This window comes from Reyranella sp. (assembly GCF_044224635.1).
Lineage (GTDB): Bacteria > Pseudomonadota > Alphaproteobacteria > Reyranellales > Reyranellaceae > Reyranella.
Genome location: NZ_JBGAKA010000015.1, coordinates 82,905 through 96,141, shown reverse-complemented (window position 1 = coordinate 96,141; position 13,237 = coordinate 82,905). Strand labels below are relative to the sequence as shown.

The 13,237-nt window shown below is 68.3% G+C and carries 13 protein-coding genes; 8 read left to right on the top strand and 5 right to left on the bottom strand.

Going from position 1 to position 13,237, the window contains the following annotated elements; genetic code table 11:
- Nucleotides 1-4: 4 nt before the first annotated feature.
- Both ACILR9_RS15610 and ACILR9_RS15605 read right to left on the bottom strand, forming a co-directional pair.
- Nucleotides 5-1,429, bottom strand: a complete 1,425-nt coding sequence (locus ACILR9_RS15610; protein ID WP_395710862.1) for an amidase — start codon at nt 1,427-1,429, stop codon at nt 5-7.
- Entirely contained in the window at nt 1,426-2,553 is a 1,128-nt protein-coding gene (locus tag ACILR9_RS15605; RefSeq protein ID WP_395710861.1) for a fumarylacetoacetate hydrolase family protein, read from the bottom strand. Before ACILR9_RS15605 ends, ACILR9_RS15610 begins: the two co-directional genes overlap by 4 nt.
- Before the next feature lie 69 nt (nt 2,554-2,622).
- Between ACILR9_RS15605 and ACILR9_RS15600 the strand changes: the two genes are divergently transcribed.
- Complete coding sequence (locus ACILR9_RS15600; RefSeq protein ID WP_395710860.1) at nt 2,623-3,564, top strand: dihydrodipicolinate synthase family protein; 942 nt, start codon at nt 2,623-2,625, stop codon at nt 3,562-3,564.
- A 197-nt stretch (nt 3,565-3,761) separates the two neighbouring features.
- Nucleotides 3,762-4,403 (top strand): methyltransferase family protein, encoded by a 642-nt coding sequence (locus ACILR9_RS15595; RefSeq protein ID WP_395710859.1) that lies wholly within the window; start codon nt 3,762-3,764, stop codon nt 4,401-4,403.
- Between the two features lie 7 nt (nt 4,404-4,410).
- Here the strand turns inward: ACILR9_RS15595 and murA are convergent, their stop codons facing one another.
- Nucleotides 4,411-5,733: a UDP-N-acetylglucosamine 1-carboxyvinyltransferase gene (murA, locus tag ACILR9_RS15590; RefSeq protein ID WP_395710858.1), complete on the bottom strand. Its 1,323-nt coding sequence runs from the start codon at nt 5,731-5,733 to the stop codon at nt 4,411-4,413.
- 446 nt (nt 5,734-6,179) lie between these two features.
- On the opposite strand from murA, the gene ACILR9_RS15585 reads away from it, so the two are divergent.
- Nucleotides 6,180-6,641 carry a GNAT family N-acetyltransferase gene (locus ACILR9_RS15585; protein ID WP_395710857.1) on the top strand — a complete coding sequence of 154 codons (462 nt, stop codon included), beginning with the start codon at nt 6,180-6,182 and terminating at the stop codon, nt 6,639-6,641.
- Nucleotides 6,638-7,120: a GNAT family N-acetyltransferase gene (locus ACILR9_RS15580; RefSeq protein WP_395710856.1), complete on the top strand. Its 483-nt coding sequence runs from the start codon at nt 6,638-6,640 to the stop codon at nt 7,118-7,120. The genes ACILR9_RS15585 and ACILR9_RS15580 overlap by 4 nt, the downstream gene beginning before the upstream one ends.
- Before the next feature lie 265 nt (nt 7,121-7,385).
- Here ACILR9_RS15580 and ACILR9_RS15575 read toward each other — a convergent pair whose 3' ends face one another.
- Nucleotides 7,386-8,039 (bottom strand): glutathione S-transferase family protein, encoded by a 654-nt coding sequence (locus tag ACILR9_RS15575; protein ID WP_395710855.1) that lies wholly within the window; start codon nt 8,037-8,039, stop codon nt 7,386-7,388.
- A 125-nt stretch (nt 8,040-8,164) separates the two neighbouring features.
- Between ACILR9_RS15575 and ACILR9_RS15570 the strand changes: the two genes are divergently transcribed.
- On the top strand, nt 8,165-8,518 hold the full coding sequence (locus tag ACILR9_RS15570; RefSeq protein WP_395710854.1) for a cupin domain-containing protein: 354 nt from the start codon (nt 8,165-8,167) through the stop codon (nt 8,516-8,518).
- A 145-nt stretch (nt 8,519-8,663) separates the two neighbouring features.
- On the opposite strand, the gene ACILR9_RS15565 is transcribed toward ACILR9_RS15570, so the two are convergent.
- Nucleotides 8,664-10,223 carry a long-chain-fatty-acid--CoA ligase gene (locus ACILR9_RS15565; protein WP_395710853.1) on the bottom strand — a complete coding sequence of 520 codons (1,560 nt, stop codon included), beginning with the start codon at nt 10,221-10,223 and terminating at the stop codon, nt 8,664-8,666.
- A 63-nt stretch (nt 10,224-10,286) separates the two neighbouring features.
- On the opposite strand from ACILR9_RS15565, the gene ACILR9_RS15560 reads away from it, so the two are divergent.
- Genes ACILR9_RS15560 through ACILR9_RS15550 form a run of 3 tightly spaced genes read left to right on the top strand, consistent with a single transcriptional unit; the run spans nt 10,287 to nt 13,233 of the window.
- Nucleotides 10,287-11,525 (top strand): cytochrome P450, encoded by a 1,239-nt coding sequence (locus ACILR9_RS15560; protein ID WP_395710852.1) that lies wholly within the window; start codon nt 10,287-10,289, stop codon nt 11,523-11,525.
- Between the two features lie 2 nt (nt 11,526-11,527).
- Nucleotides 11,528-12,235, top strand: coding sequence for a PP2C family protein-serine/threonine phosphatase (locus ACILR9_RS15555; protein ID WP_395710851.1), 708 nt, complete (start codon nt 11,528-11,530; stop codon nt 12,233-12,235).
- Nucleotides 12,232-13,233, top strand: a complete 1,002-nt coding sequence (locus tag ACILR9_RS15550) for an asparaginase (RefSeq protein WP_395710850.1) — start codon at nt 12,232-12,234, stop codon at nt 13,231-13,233. The genes ACILR9_RS15555 and ACILR9_RS15550 overlap by 4 nt, the downstream gene beginning before the upstream one ends.
- Nucleotides 13,234-13,237: the final 4 nt, after the last annotated feature.

Sequence of the window (13,237 nt, the reverse complement as noted above, 5' to 3'; positions counted from 1 at the left end):
TGCGCTAGAGGTCCGGCCATCGCTCGAGCCACCGCTCGCTCGACTCGTAGAGCGCTCCGGCGCGCAGCACCGACGCCTCGTCGCGGAAGCGGCCGACGAACTGCAGGCCGATCGGCAGGCCGTCGCCCGCATAGCCGCAGCACACGGTGAGCGCAGGATGGCCGGTGATGTTGAACGGCATGGTGTAGGGGAACCAATTGATGCGCAGCTCGCCCGCCTCGACGCCGTCGACGCTGATCGGCTCGAACAGGTCCTGCTCGATCGGCAGCGCTGTGCGCGACAGGGTCGGCGTCACCAGGTAGTCCGCCGTCTCGAACCAGCCCTGGACCTTGCGGAACAGATCGGTGCGCTGGAACATCGCCTGCTGGTAATCGACGCCGCTCCAGGCGTCGGCCATCTTGACCTGGCGCACCAGCGACGCCGACAGCCGGTTGTCCGGCCGGCGCACCAGATCGTCGAAGCGGGCGCGCCAGGTGGTGTGGTTGATCACCTTCCAGATCGGCGCCATGTCGGGCAGGTCACCGTCGAGCTCGATCAGCTCGGCGCCCAGAGCCGCGAGCTTCTTCAGGGCCTGGTCGAAGGCGTCGCGGACGTCGGCCGCCACGAGGCTGTTGCCCAGCGTGACGCTGTAGAGGATGCGCTTGCCTGAAAGATCGCCGTCGGCGCGGGCGGCGGCAGCGTAATCGGGGACGGGCACGCCGATCGACCAGGGATCCGAGGGATGTGGGCCCGCCATGGCCTGCAGCATCAGCGCGGTGTCCATCACCGTGCGGGTCATCGGCGTCACGTAGGTGTAGTTGCCGAAAGCGTCGGCGACCTGGCTGTGCGGGATGACGCCGTTGCTCTGCTTCAGCCCGACCATGCCGTTGGCGGCGGCGGGAATGCGGGTCGAGCCGCCGCCGTCGGTGGCGATGCCGATCGGCCCGATGCCGGCGGCAACGGCGACCGCGGCACCACCGCTCGAGCCGGCCGACGTGCGCTCGGCGCTCCAGGCGTTGCGCGTGCGGCCGAACAGCGGCGCGTCGGTCAGCGCCTTGTGACCGAACTCGGGGGTCGTGGTCTTGCCGAACAGGATGGCGCCGGCCTGCTTCAGGCGCGCGGCGCCGACGGCGTCTTCCTTCGGCACGTTGTCCTCGTAGTGCAGCGAGCCGAACGTTGTGCGCACGCCCGCCGTGTTGACGAGGTCCTTGGCGGCGAAGGGGATGCCGTGCAGCAGGCCGAGCGGCTCACCGCGCATCACCGCGTCCTCGGCGCGGCGCGCCGCAGCCATGGCCTGGTCCGGCACCAGCGTGATGAAGCAGTTGAGCACCGGCTGCAGCGCCTCGGCGCGGGCCAGCACGGCCTTGGTCAGCTCAACGGGCGAGATCTTCTTCGCGGCGATCTTCTCGCTGAGCGTCGAGGCCGGCAGGCGGCAGAGATCGTCGCTCATCTCAGCAGGCCCCGCGCCGCGAGGTTGCGCATCAGCGCCGTCGTACCGAACGTCCAGGGTGGGATCTTGTCGCAATGATTGACCCGGTTGGTGAGCGTGCCGAGCCTGGGCGAGCGCACCGAGACGAGGTCTCCCACCATGTGGGTGAAGCCCGGGCCGCCCGGCGTGCGCGGCTCGGTCGGCGCGAACAGGGTGCCGGTCATCAGCGCCATGCCGTCGGGGTATTGGTGCGTGCGGCCCATCGCGTGGGCCACCAGCTCGGTCGGATCGCGGCTGATCCTGGAGAGGTCGCTCTGGCCGCGCAGGCGGAACTGGTCGGGGCCGGTCACCTCGAGCTCGACCTTGGCGCGCCGCACGTCGTCGAGCGTGAAGGTCTCGTCGAACAGGCGGATGAACGGCCCGATGGCGCACGAGGCGTTGTTGTCCTTGGCCTGGCCCAGCAGCAGCGCGCTGCGGCCCTCGATGTCGCGCAGGTTGACGTCGTTGCCGAGCGTCGCGCCAACGATGACGCCCTTCGCGTTGACGATCAGCGTCACCTCGGGCTCGGGATTGTTCCAGTCCGAATCGTGCCGGATGCCGATCTCGGCGCCATAGCCCACCGCCGCCATGGCCGGCGCCTTGGTGAAGATCTCGGCGTAGGGGCCGATGCCGACCTCGAGATAGGGCGACCAGGCGCCGCGCGCCATCAGCGTCTTCTTCAGCTCCTCGGCTTCCGGCGAGCCCGGCTTGATGGCGGTGACGTCGGCGCCGATGATCTGATTGAGTTCCTTGCGCACCTGCTCGGCGCGCCCGGGATCGCCCTTGGCATGCTCCTCGATCAGCCGCTCGAGCAGGCTGACGGCAAAGGTGACGCCCGCCGCCTTGATCGCCTGCAGGTCGATCGGGGCCAGCAGGTCACCCACGAGGTCGGCGAGCGAGCCGAGGGGCTCGCCCTTGGTGCTGCGGGCCAGCGCGACCGGATCAGGGGCGTTGCAGAGATCGGCGACCGTCGGCGCCGCTGCGGTGATGTCGTGCAGGCCGTCGGCGCGCACGACCACGACGCTCGGCCCGTTCGCCGGCCCGCGGCGCCAGACGCGGCCGATCAAGGTTCCGCTGGTACCGTCTTCGGGAAGAATGTCGCTCACTGAAGCTGCCACTGGACGTCTCCGGCGCTTCGTTGCAAGAAAGGTGCGCCATCCCCGGGAGATAAAATCATGGCCGCTCAGCGGATCAAAGGCGTTCTTTCGCCGGTCGTCACCCCCTTCAAGCGCGACCTGTCGCCCGATGTCAGCCGCTTCATCGCCCATTGCAAATGGCTGCTCAGCCAGGATTGCGGGCTCGCCGTGTTCGGCACCAATTCGGAGGCCAACTCGATGTCGGCCGACGAGCGCATGGGCCTGCTCGAGGCGGCGATCGCCGGTGGCGTGCCGACCGACCGGATGATGCCCGGCACCGGCGCCTGCTCGATCGTCGAAGCGGCCAAGGTGAGTGCGCACGCCACCAGGCTCGGTGTCGCCGGCGTGCTGATGCTGCCGCCGTTCTACTACAAGGGCGTGCCGGAGGAGGGGCTGTTCCGCTTCTTCTCGGAGGTCGTGCAGCGGGTCGGCGACGACCGCCTGCGCGTCTACCTCTATCACATCCCGCCGGTGTCGGTGATACCGATCACCCACAAGCTGGTCGAGCGCCTGATGAAGGCGTACCCCAAGCAGATCGCCGGCATGAAGGACAGCTCCGACGATTGGCCGCACACCAAGAGCATGATCGACGCCTTCGCCAAGGACGGCTTCGATGTGTTCTCCGGCAACGAGAAGCCCCTGATCGAGAATATCAAGTCGGGCGGCGCCGGCTGCATCAGCGCCACGGCCAACATCAACCCGGGCAAGATCGCCGAGGTCCACGCGAAGTGGCAGACGCCCGAGGGCGAGAAGCTGCAGGGCTGGATCAACGAGGTGCGCGGCGTCATGCAGGGCTACGTCATGATCCCGGCGCTGAAGTACTGCATCGCCCATTACGCCGGCGATGCGCCGTGGACGCCGGTGCGCCCGCCGCTGGTCGAGACCGACGAGAAGACCGGCCGCGACATGATCGCCAAGCTCGACAAGCTCGGCTTCACCATGCCCGGTCTCAAGCAGGCGATGGCAGTCGCGGCGGAGTAGACGACCGATCAAACCCTCCTCCCCAGCTTCGCTGGGGAGGTGTCGGCGTAATCGCCGACGGAGGGGTCATGAGCAGCGGGACTGAGGCTCATGACCTCTCCGCCCCGTATAACGGGGCACCTCCCCAGCGAAGCTGGGGAGGATAGCTTGAGAGGTGTCGTCTTCGTCCCCACATGGCGAGGATGTCGACGCTCAGGATGGGACTCATCTCCGTCGTGGCAGTCGCCCTCTATCTCGGGCTCGCCGTATGGGGCGAGGGCGGCATGTCGGCGTTCGCCGCCCATCCGCCGCTGATCGCACTGGCGCTGATCACGGTGGCGCTGACGGTCGCAGCCCTGTTCAGCTCGGGCAATCTCAGCTCGGGTGAACGCGAGGATCGTGGCAATCGCTGGGTCCTGGTGGGGTTCGGCGTGATCGGCCTCCTGTCGGCTTGGTTGCCGGCCTATACCGACCGCACGGGATTCTGGGTCGTCGACGGCGAGGCGATGCGCTGGGCAGGCGTGATCCTGTATGCTGCGGGCGGCGTGCTGCGCCTGTGGCCGGTCTTCGTGCTCGGTCGCCGCTTCAGCGGGCTGGTCGCCATCCAGCCCGGCCATACGCTGATGACCAGCGGCCTTTACACCACCATTCGCAACCCGAGCTATCTCGGGCTGCTGATCATGTCGGTGGGCTGGGCGCTGGCCTTCCGCTCACTGGTCGGCGTGCTGCTGGCGGCGCTGATGCTGGTTCCGCTGGTGGCGCGCATCCGCTCGGAAGAGGCGCTTCTGCACCAGCAGTTCGGCGCCGAGTACGATGCCTATCGCGCCCGCACGTGGCGACTCGTTCCGGGCCTATACTAGCCGCCCGTCACTCGCGGCCCGTCCGGGCGAGGGCGGCGCCGCAGGCGGCGAGCTTCTCGGCCATGCGATCATAGCCGCGGTCGAGATGATCGAGCCCGTCGAGGAGGGTATCGCCCGAGGCCGCCAGTCCACCCAGCACCAGCGCGGCGGCTGCGCGCACGTCGGTGCAGGTGACGGCAGCACCCCGCAGCCGTTCGACGCCGCGCACACGCGCGGTGCGGCCGTGCACGGCAATGTCGGCGCCCATCTTGCGCAACTCGTCGACGTGCCGGAAGCGCTGCTCGAAGATCGTCTCGGAGATCGCGCTTGCGCCTGCTGCGACGGTCAGCAAGGCCATGGTCGGCGCCTGCAGATCGGTGGCGAATCCCGGGAAAGGCTGCGTCGTGACGTCGATGCCGCGCAGCCCGGACCCTCCGCGGCGGGCAAGGATGCCGCCCTCCGCCTTAACGATATCGACGCCTGCCGCCGCGAAGGAATCCGCGGCGCTGCCGAGCAGGTCGAGCCGGCCGTGCGGCAGCATCAGCTCGCCATCGGTCATGGCGGCGGCAGAGGCCAGGGTACCGAACTCGATACGATCGGGCATGACGTCGTGGACCGCCCCGGAAAGTGCGGCGCCGCCGCTCACGGTCAGCATGTGGGTGCCGAGGCCGCTGACCCGGGCACCCATCGCGATCAGGCAGGCGGCGAGATCGGCGATCTCTGGCTCGCGCGCGGCATTGCGAATCGTCGTCGTGCCGTCCGCCAGGACGGCGGCGAGCAGCAGGTTCTCGGTTGCGCCGACCGAAGGTTGCGGCAGCATGATGTCGGCGCCGCGCAGGCCGGCCGGAGCGGTCGCGCTGATCAGGCCGCCCTCGAGCGTCACCACGGCGCCCATGGTCTGCAACCCGCTGATGTGGAAGTCGATTGCCCGCAGGCCGATCGCATCGCCGCCCGGCATCGGCAGCCGCGCCTCGCCGCAGCGCGCGAGAAGGACGCCGAGCAGCAGCACAGAGGCGCGCATGCGGGTGACGAGGTCAGCGTCGATGCGGCCGGGATGAACGCGGTCGGCCGAAAGGGTGAGCGAAAGATCGCCGCCGCGGGTCGACCAGTGCATCTCGCAGCCGAGCCGTTGCAGCAGCGCGGCCAGCATCGCGACGTCGAGATTGGCCGGCACGTTGCGCAAGGTGACGAGGTGTGGCGTGAGCAGCGCCGACACCATCAACGGTAGCGCAGCATTCTTCGCGCCGCTGATCGGATAGGTCCCGACGAGCGGTCGTCCGCCTCGGATCGCGAGGAGGTTGCCGGCGGTCGGCCGCCACCAGGGTGCGGCTGCAGCGAGTCTGGATTTCATGCACGGCCCCTCGACGTCGGGATGCATCATGACGAACGATATCGATCGATGTCGAGTGTGCGTGTCGTGTCCTTATCTTTTGTCGTCCTGAGCAGGGGCGCTTGCGAAGCAAGCGCTGCAGCCGAAGGACCTCATCGACGCCTGCCGTAAGCGTGGCTGGAATTTCTGGCGATGAGATCCTTCGCTGCGCTCGGGATGACAAATGAAGGACGTGCTTGGTCGATCGAGTCAGTGTCAGAGGATGATGCAGGAATGTTTGACAGTTCGATCGCGCATCGCCATTATGCTGCCATGCTCACGAACCTGCTCCAGAAGGGTTGGTATTTTACGCTGCTGAAATAGGCGGCGCGAAGGGTTGTGACCTGACGAAGCCGCCGCGTCCCGGCGGCTTCTGTGTTTCTGGAGAGGGCCTCCGGGCCGCGGCGGGACCGCAAACGGAGGACGAGATGTCGATCGTAGAAGCTGAACTGCACCGGCCGCTGGCGCCGCCCTCGATTCGCGTGCGCTTGGCAGGCCCGCGCGATTGCGAGGCCGTCATCGGCCTTCTGGACAATCCCGACCATGCGCGCGAGCAGGTGCTCGCCTGGCTCGAAAGCGCCGGCACGACTCTGCTGGTCGCGCAAAGCGAGGACGGCGTGCTGGGTGTCGCCGTGCTGGTGACGCACGTCACGCCGATGGCCGGCGGCGGCGCCCAGAAGGTGGTCGAGGTCGACAACCTGGTGGTGCGTGCCGACCAGCGCGGCCGCCGCATCGGCCGTCGCCTGCTCGCCGCCGCCGTCGAATGGTCGCGCCAACGCCGCGCCACCCAGGTCGAGGCACAGGTCGGCAGCACGAATCGCGAGGCACGGCGCTTCTACGAGAATTTCGGCTTCGCCGTGTCGAGCGATCGCCTGGTGCTGGCGGCATGACCGCCAGGGTCCGGGTGCGGGAAGCAAGTCTCGACGACTACGAGGCGCTGATCGCGCTGTTCGACGAGCTCGACGAGATTCACCGCCAGGCGCGCCCCGACTTCTTCCGTGTCTTCGACGGGCCGGCGCGCACACGCGAGCAGATGGAGCAATGGCTGATCGCGGCGAACTCGACCGTGCTGGTCGCGCAGAGCGGGCAAGACGTCGTCGGCCTTGCCGTGCTCCTGACACGGCCGGCCTCCGGCTTCAGCGGCGCGGTGCCGCGCCGCGTCGTCGAGGTCGACAATCTGGTGGTCCGCGCCGATCAGCGTGGCCGGCGCATCGGCCATCGACTGCTCGACGCCGCGCGCGACTGGTCGCGCCGTCGCCACGCCACCCATCTCGAGGTCGCGGTGCACGCCTTCAATCGCGACGCCCGCCGCTTTTACGAGGATTTCGGCTTCGCGCCGTCGATCGACCGTTTGGTGCTGTCGGCATGAGTTTTCCGATTGCAGGATGGAGGCGAGGTCGTGATCGGCCCCGACCGCGACCTCGCCGATCGCGCCGCCTGAGCCAGAGCGCAATTGCTTCAAGTTGAACCTCGCCCTGAGGAGCCACGCGTAGCGTGGCGTCTCGAAGGGTGGGCAGCAGACGCGTTGTAGCCGACTAAGGGCGAAGGTTACTTCGCCCGATTCGAGACGCGGCCTGCGGCCGCTCCTCGGGGTGAGGTCATTCTTTGGTGCTTCAACCAAAGACGATCATGCTCTAGGCGGGTTCCTTGTCGCGGGTGGCCCACATCTTCTTGAAGGCGGGGCGCGCCTGACAGGCGGCGAGCCATTTCTTCACGTTCGGCGCGGCGTCGAACAGCTCGGGCGCCGCCGACGCATAACGCGCGACCTCGGCCACGTTGATGTCGGCCACGGTGAAGCGGCTGCCGACCAGGAAGCCACTCTTGGCGAGGGCGCTGTCGAGCACGGCGAACGGCCCGCGCAGCGCGACCACGGCGGCATCGGCGACCTTGGGATCCTTCACCGGCGCTCCGCCGACCCGGTGATACTGGATCGCCAGGGCCTGCGTCTCGAGCTCGGTCGCCGCCCACAGGGCCCACATCGTCATCTCGCCGTCCTCGGAGACATTGGCCGGCGCGAGCGGGCCGCCATGCTTGCGCGCCAGGTAGAGATTGATGGCCAGGGACTCGTGCAGCACCAGCCCGTCGTCCTCGATCGTCGGCACGTGGCCGTTGGGATTGACCTTGAGGAACTCGGGCGAACGCGTGTTGAGCGGTGCGCCGGGGGCGGTCGGGTCGGGCAGGCGGTAATGTTGGGTTACCGGCACGAGCTTGAACGGCAGGCCGAGCTCCTCCGCCAGCCAGATGTTGCGCGACGCACGCGAGCGATAGACACCGTAGATCGTAAGCATCGGCTTTCCTGTCCTTGGTCCGGGGGCCTTGCCCATACGGCTTCGTTACGCGGCGCGCTAGAGCGTTCTTGTCAGCGCTGTGTTACGCTTCGCCCTGCCAGCTTCCGCCAGCGATGGATCACCCCATGAGCGCAGAACACAGGCTCAAGCCAGTCGCCAACGCCGACCATCTCTACGAGGTCGAGCGCCGCGCCCGCCACGCCGAGCGGCCCGGCTTCCGCATCAGCGAGCTGCAACTCTCGCCGACGCAGACCGTGCCTTGGCACTACCACACCAACATCAGCGACACGTTCTACGTCCTCGCGGGCGAGATGCGGCTGTTCCTGCAGAAGCCCAAGGAGGAGGTGCGGCTGAGCGTTGGCCAGAGCTACGTCGCCGTCGCCGGCCGGCCGCACCTTGTCACCAACGTCGGCACGGGCTCGCTCACGTTCCTCGTGCTGCAAGGGGTCGGCGAGTACGACTACGTGCCGCTGGTGTAGCAATGCTTCCTCCCCAGCTGCGCTGGGGAGGTGTCGGCGTCTTCGCCGACGGTGGGGTCATAGGCCCCCTCACGTGACCCATGACCCCTCCGTCGTCGTATGACGGCGACACCTCCCCAACGACGTTGGGGAGGACGGAGAGTCGTCAGTTCACCGCCTTGGCGAAGCCCTTCCAATAAGGCTCGCGCAGGTCGCGCTTCAGCACCTTGCCGGCGCCGGACAGGGGCAGGGGCTGGTCGCGGAAATCGATGCTGCGCGGGCATTTGTAACCGGCGATGTGGGCGCGGCAATGGGCCATCACCTGGTCCTCGGTGAGCGCAGCGTCCGCCCTGGGCACGATGATGGCGTGCACGCGCTCGCCCCAGCGCTCGTCGGGCACACCGATGACGGCGACCTCGCCGACACCGTCGAGCAGCGAGAGGACATTCTCGACTTCCGCCGAATAGACGTTCTCGCCGCCCGAGATGATCATGTCCTTGAGCCGGTCGACGATGTAGACGAAGCCTTCATCGTCCATCGTCGCACCGTCGCCGGAATAGTACCAGCCGTCGGCCAGCACGGCGGCGGTCTCGGCCGGCTTCTTCCAGTAGCCCGTCATGATGTTGGCGCCGCGAATGGCGAGCTCCCCTGCGGTGCCGCGCGGCACCTCGCGACGATCGGCGTCGACCACCTTGACCTCGCAGCCCAGCGCCGCCTGGCCGCACGATTTCAGCCGGCCGGCATACTTGCCCTCGAGCGTCGTGTAGCGCGGATCGAGCAAGGTCACGATCGGGGCGGCCTCGGTCATGCCGTAGGCGTGCATCAGCCGGACATGCGGCATCATCTGCAGGGCCTTGCGCAGCACCCCTTCGGGCATCGGCGAGGCGCCGTAGAGGATCAGCGAGAGGGTGGAGATGTCGAACTCGCCAAAGCGCGGGTGGTTGGCCAGCATGTTGATCATGGTCGGCACGAACTGGGCATGCGTGACCTTGTCGAACTGGATGGTCTGCAGCACCTCGACCGGATCGAAGCGCGGCACGAAGGCGTGCCGTCCGCCGGACATGGTCACCCCGAAGGTCGAGGCGCCGTCGGCCAGGTGAAACATCGCGCCGGAATGGATGTAGGTCGTATCCGAGGTGAAGCCGATGCCGGCGATGCCGTTCAGGGCGTTGACCACCAGGTTGGTGTGGCTGAGCATCACGCCCTTCGAGCGCCCGGTGGTGCCGCCGGTGTAGAACAGGCCGGCCAGGTCGTCGTTTGCCGCCCCGCAATCGTCGACCGGATCGTAGGCCACCAGGTCCTCGTAGCGCAGCAGTCCGGACGGCGCCGGGGTGTCGTCCAGCCAGATCACCTCGCGGACGCCCGGCATGCTGTGCTCGAGGGCCGCCAGATGGGACGACATGGCGGTGTCGACGAACAGCATGGATGTCGCCGAATCGGTCAGGATGTACTCGATCTCCTTGGGCGCCAGGCGCGTGTTGAGCGGCACCATGACCGCGCCGATCCATGGAATGGCATACATCAGCTCGAAATAGCGGTCGCTGTTGAGGGCCAGGATGGCGACCCGGTCACCGCGCTGCACGTCCAATGCGGAAAGCGCCCCGGCAACCCGGCTCACGCGGTCAAAGGTTTGCGTCCAGGTGAAGCGGCGTCCGGCAAAATGAGTCGCCAGGCCGTTGGGCCTGGTCTGCGCGGCGCGCCGCAAGCCCTGGGTCAGTGAGAACATGGTTGTCATGCTAGGGGGCCGGTCGTTCGCGCGGCAAGGGGGATCGTGCTAAAGGGACCGGGCATGAACGATTTCTCTCCATCTGCCGCCGATCAGGCGACGCTCGCCTTCAATCCGCTCGACCCGGCCTTCATCGCCGACCCCTACCCGTACTACAGGCGGCTGCGCGAGACCGCGCCGGTTTACAAGACGGCGCAGGGCTTCTGGCTGGCGACGGGCTACGAAGACGTGGCCCTGATCCTGCGCGACAAGCGGTTCGGCAAGGACTTCGTCGGCAACATGCGGCGTCGCTACGGCGAGAAAGCGGGCCTGGACGAGCCGGCGATCGCCAATCTGGCGCGCACCATGCTGGTGCTCGATCCGCCCGATCATACGCGCCTGCGCGGGCTGGTGAACAAGGCCTTCACCGCGCGGCGGGTCGCCGACATGCGGCCGCGCATCAAGGCGCTGGTCGAGGAGCAGCTCGACCGGGTGATCGACAAGGGCGGGATGGACGTCATGCGCGATCTCGCCCACCGTCTGCCGGTCATCGTCATCTGCGACATGCTCGGCATTCCCGAGGAGCACCGCGCGCCCTTCCTGGCGGGCAGCAACGTCAACGGGCGAATCATCGACCCGGTTCCGCTGACGCGCGAGGAGCTCGATCAGGCCAACCGCAACACCCAGATGGCAGGCGTCTATTTCAAGCAGCTCTGCGAGCTGCGCCGGCGCGAGCCGCGGGACGACCTCACCACCGAGCTGGTGCGGGCGGAGGAAGCCGGCGACAAGCTGACGTCGGAGGAGCTCGACGCCAACATCGGCCTGCTGTTCGGCGCCGGCCATGAGACGACCACCAACCTGATCGGCAACGGCCTGCTGGCTCTGCATCGCCAGCCCGATCAGTGGGAACGCCTCAAGGCCGATCCCGCGCTCATCCCGAACGCGGTCGAGGAGCTGCTGCGCTACGATTCGTCGGTTCAGCTCACCGGCCGCGTGACCAACACCGAGGTCGAGCTGAGCGGCGTTCGGCTGGGTCCGAGCGAGAGCATCATTGCCCTGCTCGGCGCCGCCAATCGCGATCCGGCGCAGTACCCTGATCCCGATCGGCTCGATGTCGGGCGCCAGCACGTCCGCCCGATGTCGTTCGGCGGCGGCATCCATCACTGTCTCGGCGCCCAGCTCGCGCGCCTGGAGGCCGAGCTGGTCTTCACCGCCCTGATCGAGCGCATTCCGAACATCCGCCTGCCGGAGAAGGACGCGCCGGCCTGGCGTCATACCTTCACCTTGCGCGGCCTCAGCAAGCTGCCGGCTGTCTGGCACTAGCCATGGCGAGGGGCTGGCGGGGTGAGGGCGGTCAGCACCAGGGTGCGCGGCCGTATCAGGAAGACAGCTGGGCGCTGAGGACGCTGGGCGACGGCTCGCTGCTTGCCGTGGTGGCCGACGGCATGGGCGGCCACGCCGGCGGCGCGGTGGCGAGCAAGATCGTGGTCGAGACCTTTGTGCATTCGATCGAGCAGGGCGGCGGCCTGTCCGACGGGCTGCAGGATGCCAACGACGCTGTCCGCCGCGGTGCCGCCGGCAAGCCCGATCTCGCCGGCATGGGCGCGACGCTGGTGGCAGCGCAGGTGCGTGGCGACGAGGTGCGCTGGATCAGCGTCGGCGATTCGCCGTTCTTCCTCATTTCGCTGGGCCGCATCGAGCGGCTCAACGCCGATCATTCGATGGTGCCGCAGATCGAGGCGATGGTGAAACGCGGCATGCTGACGGCCGAGGAGGCGGAGCGTCACCCGGCGCGGCACACGCTGCGCGAGGCCGTGATGGGCGAGAAGCTCACCTTGATCGACCGGGGCAGCCGGCGGCTCGAGCCCGACGCGCGGCTGCTGTTGTGCAGCGACGGTGTGCAGACGTTGAGCGAAGCGGCGATCTACGCGGTGGCGGTGCGGCCGGTCCAGGGGCTGATCGATGCCGTGCTGGCCGCCGCCGCCGAGCATCAGGACAACGTCACCGCCATCAAGCTGGAGCGGCAGCGGTGAGCCGAGGCGGGGTTGCAATCGAGGTGACGCGCGGCCCGGTGGTCGAGAGCCGTCATGAAGGCATCGCTGCCGTCGTCAAGGCCGACGGCACCGTCGTCGCCTCGTGGGGCGATATCGACACGCCGATCCTGCCGCGCTCGGCCAACAAGCCGATCCAGGCGATGGCCTTCGTCGAGAGCGGCGCGGTGGAGCGCTTCGGTCTGGGCAACGAGCACATTGCGCTCGCCTGCGCCTCGCACAGCGGCGAGAAGCGCCATGTCGAGACGGTGCGGGCCTGGCTGAAGCAGGTCGGTCTCGGCGAGAGCGACCTCGAATGCGGCACCCATCCGCCGCGCCTGCCGGCGACGCTCGAGGAGCTGGTGCGCGAGGGCAAGACGCCGACGCCGGCGTTCAACAACTGCTCGGGCAAGCACAGCGGATTCCTGACCACGGCCGTTCAGCACGGCGAGCCGACCCGCGGCTACATCCGCTACGATCATCCCGTGCAGCGCCGCCTGCGCGACGTCATGACCGAGCTCTGCGGCGCCGATGCCCATGCCTTTCCGCACGGCACGGACGGCTGCGGCATCCCCACGCTGGCGACGCCGCTGGCCCGCCTGGCGCGCGCCATGGCCGGCATGGCCGATCCCTCGCGCCTGCCGAGCCGGCGCGCCGATGCCGCCTGCCGAATCCGTGCTGCGATGAATGCCGAGCCCTTCATGATGGCCGGCACCGGACGGTTCTGCACCCGCGTCAATGCCGCGTTGCCCGGCGTGGCCCAGATCAAGACCGGTGCCGAGGGCGTGTTCTGCGGCATGCTGCCGACTCTGGGTCTCGGCATCGCGATCAAGATGTGGGACGGCGCGGCGCGCGCCTCCGAGGTGGCGATGGCGGCGCTGCTCGACCATCTCGGCGTGCTGCCGGCCGGGCTCGGCGCGGAGATCCTGAGGCCGCCGGTCAAGAATGTGGTCGGCCTGCTGGTCGGCGAGATGCGCCCGGCCAGGAGCTGGCTGGGGTGAGACG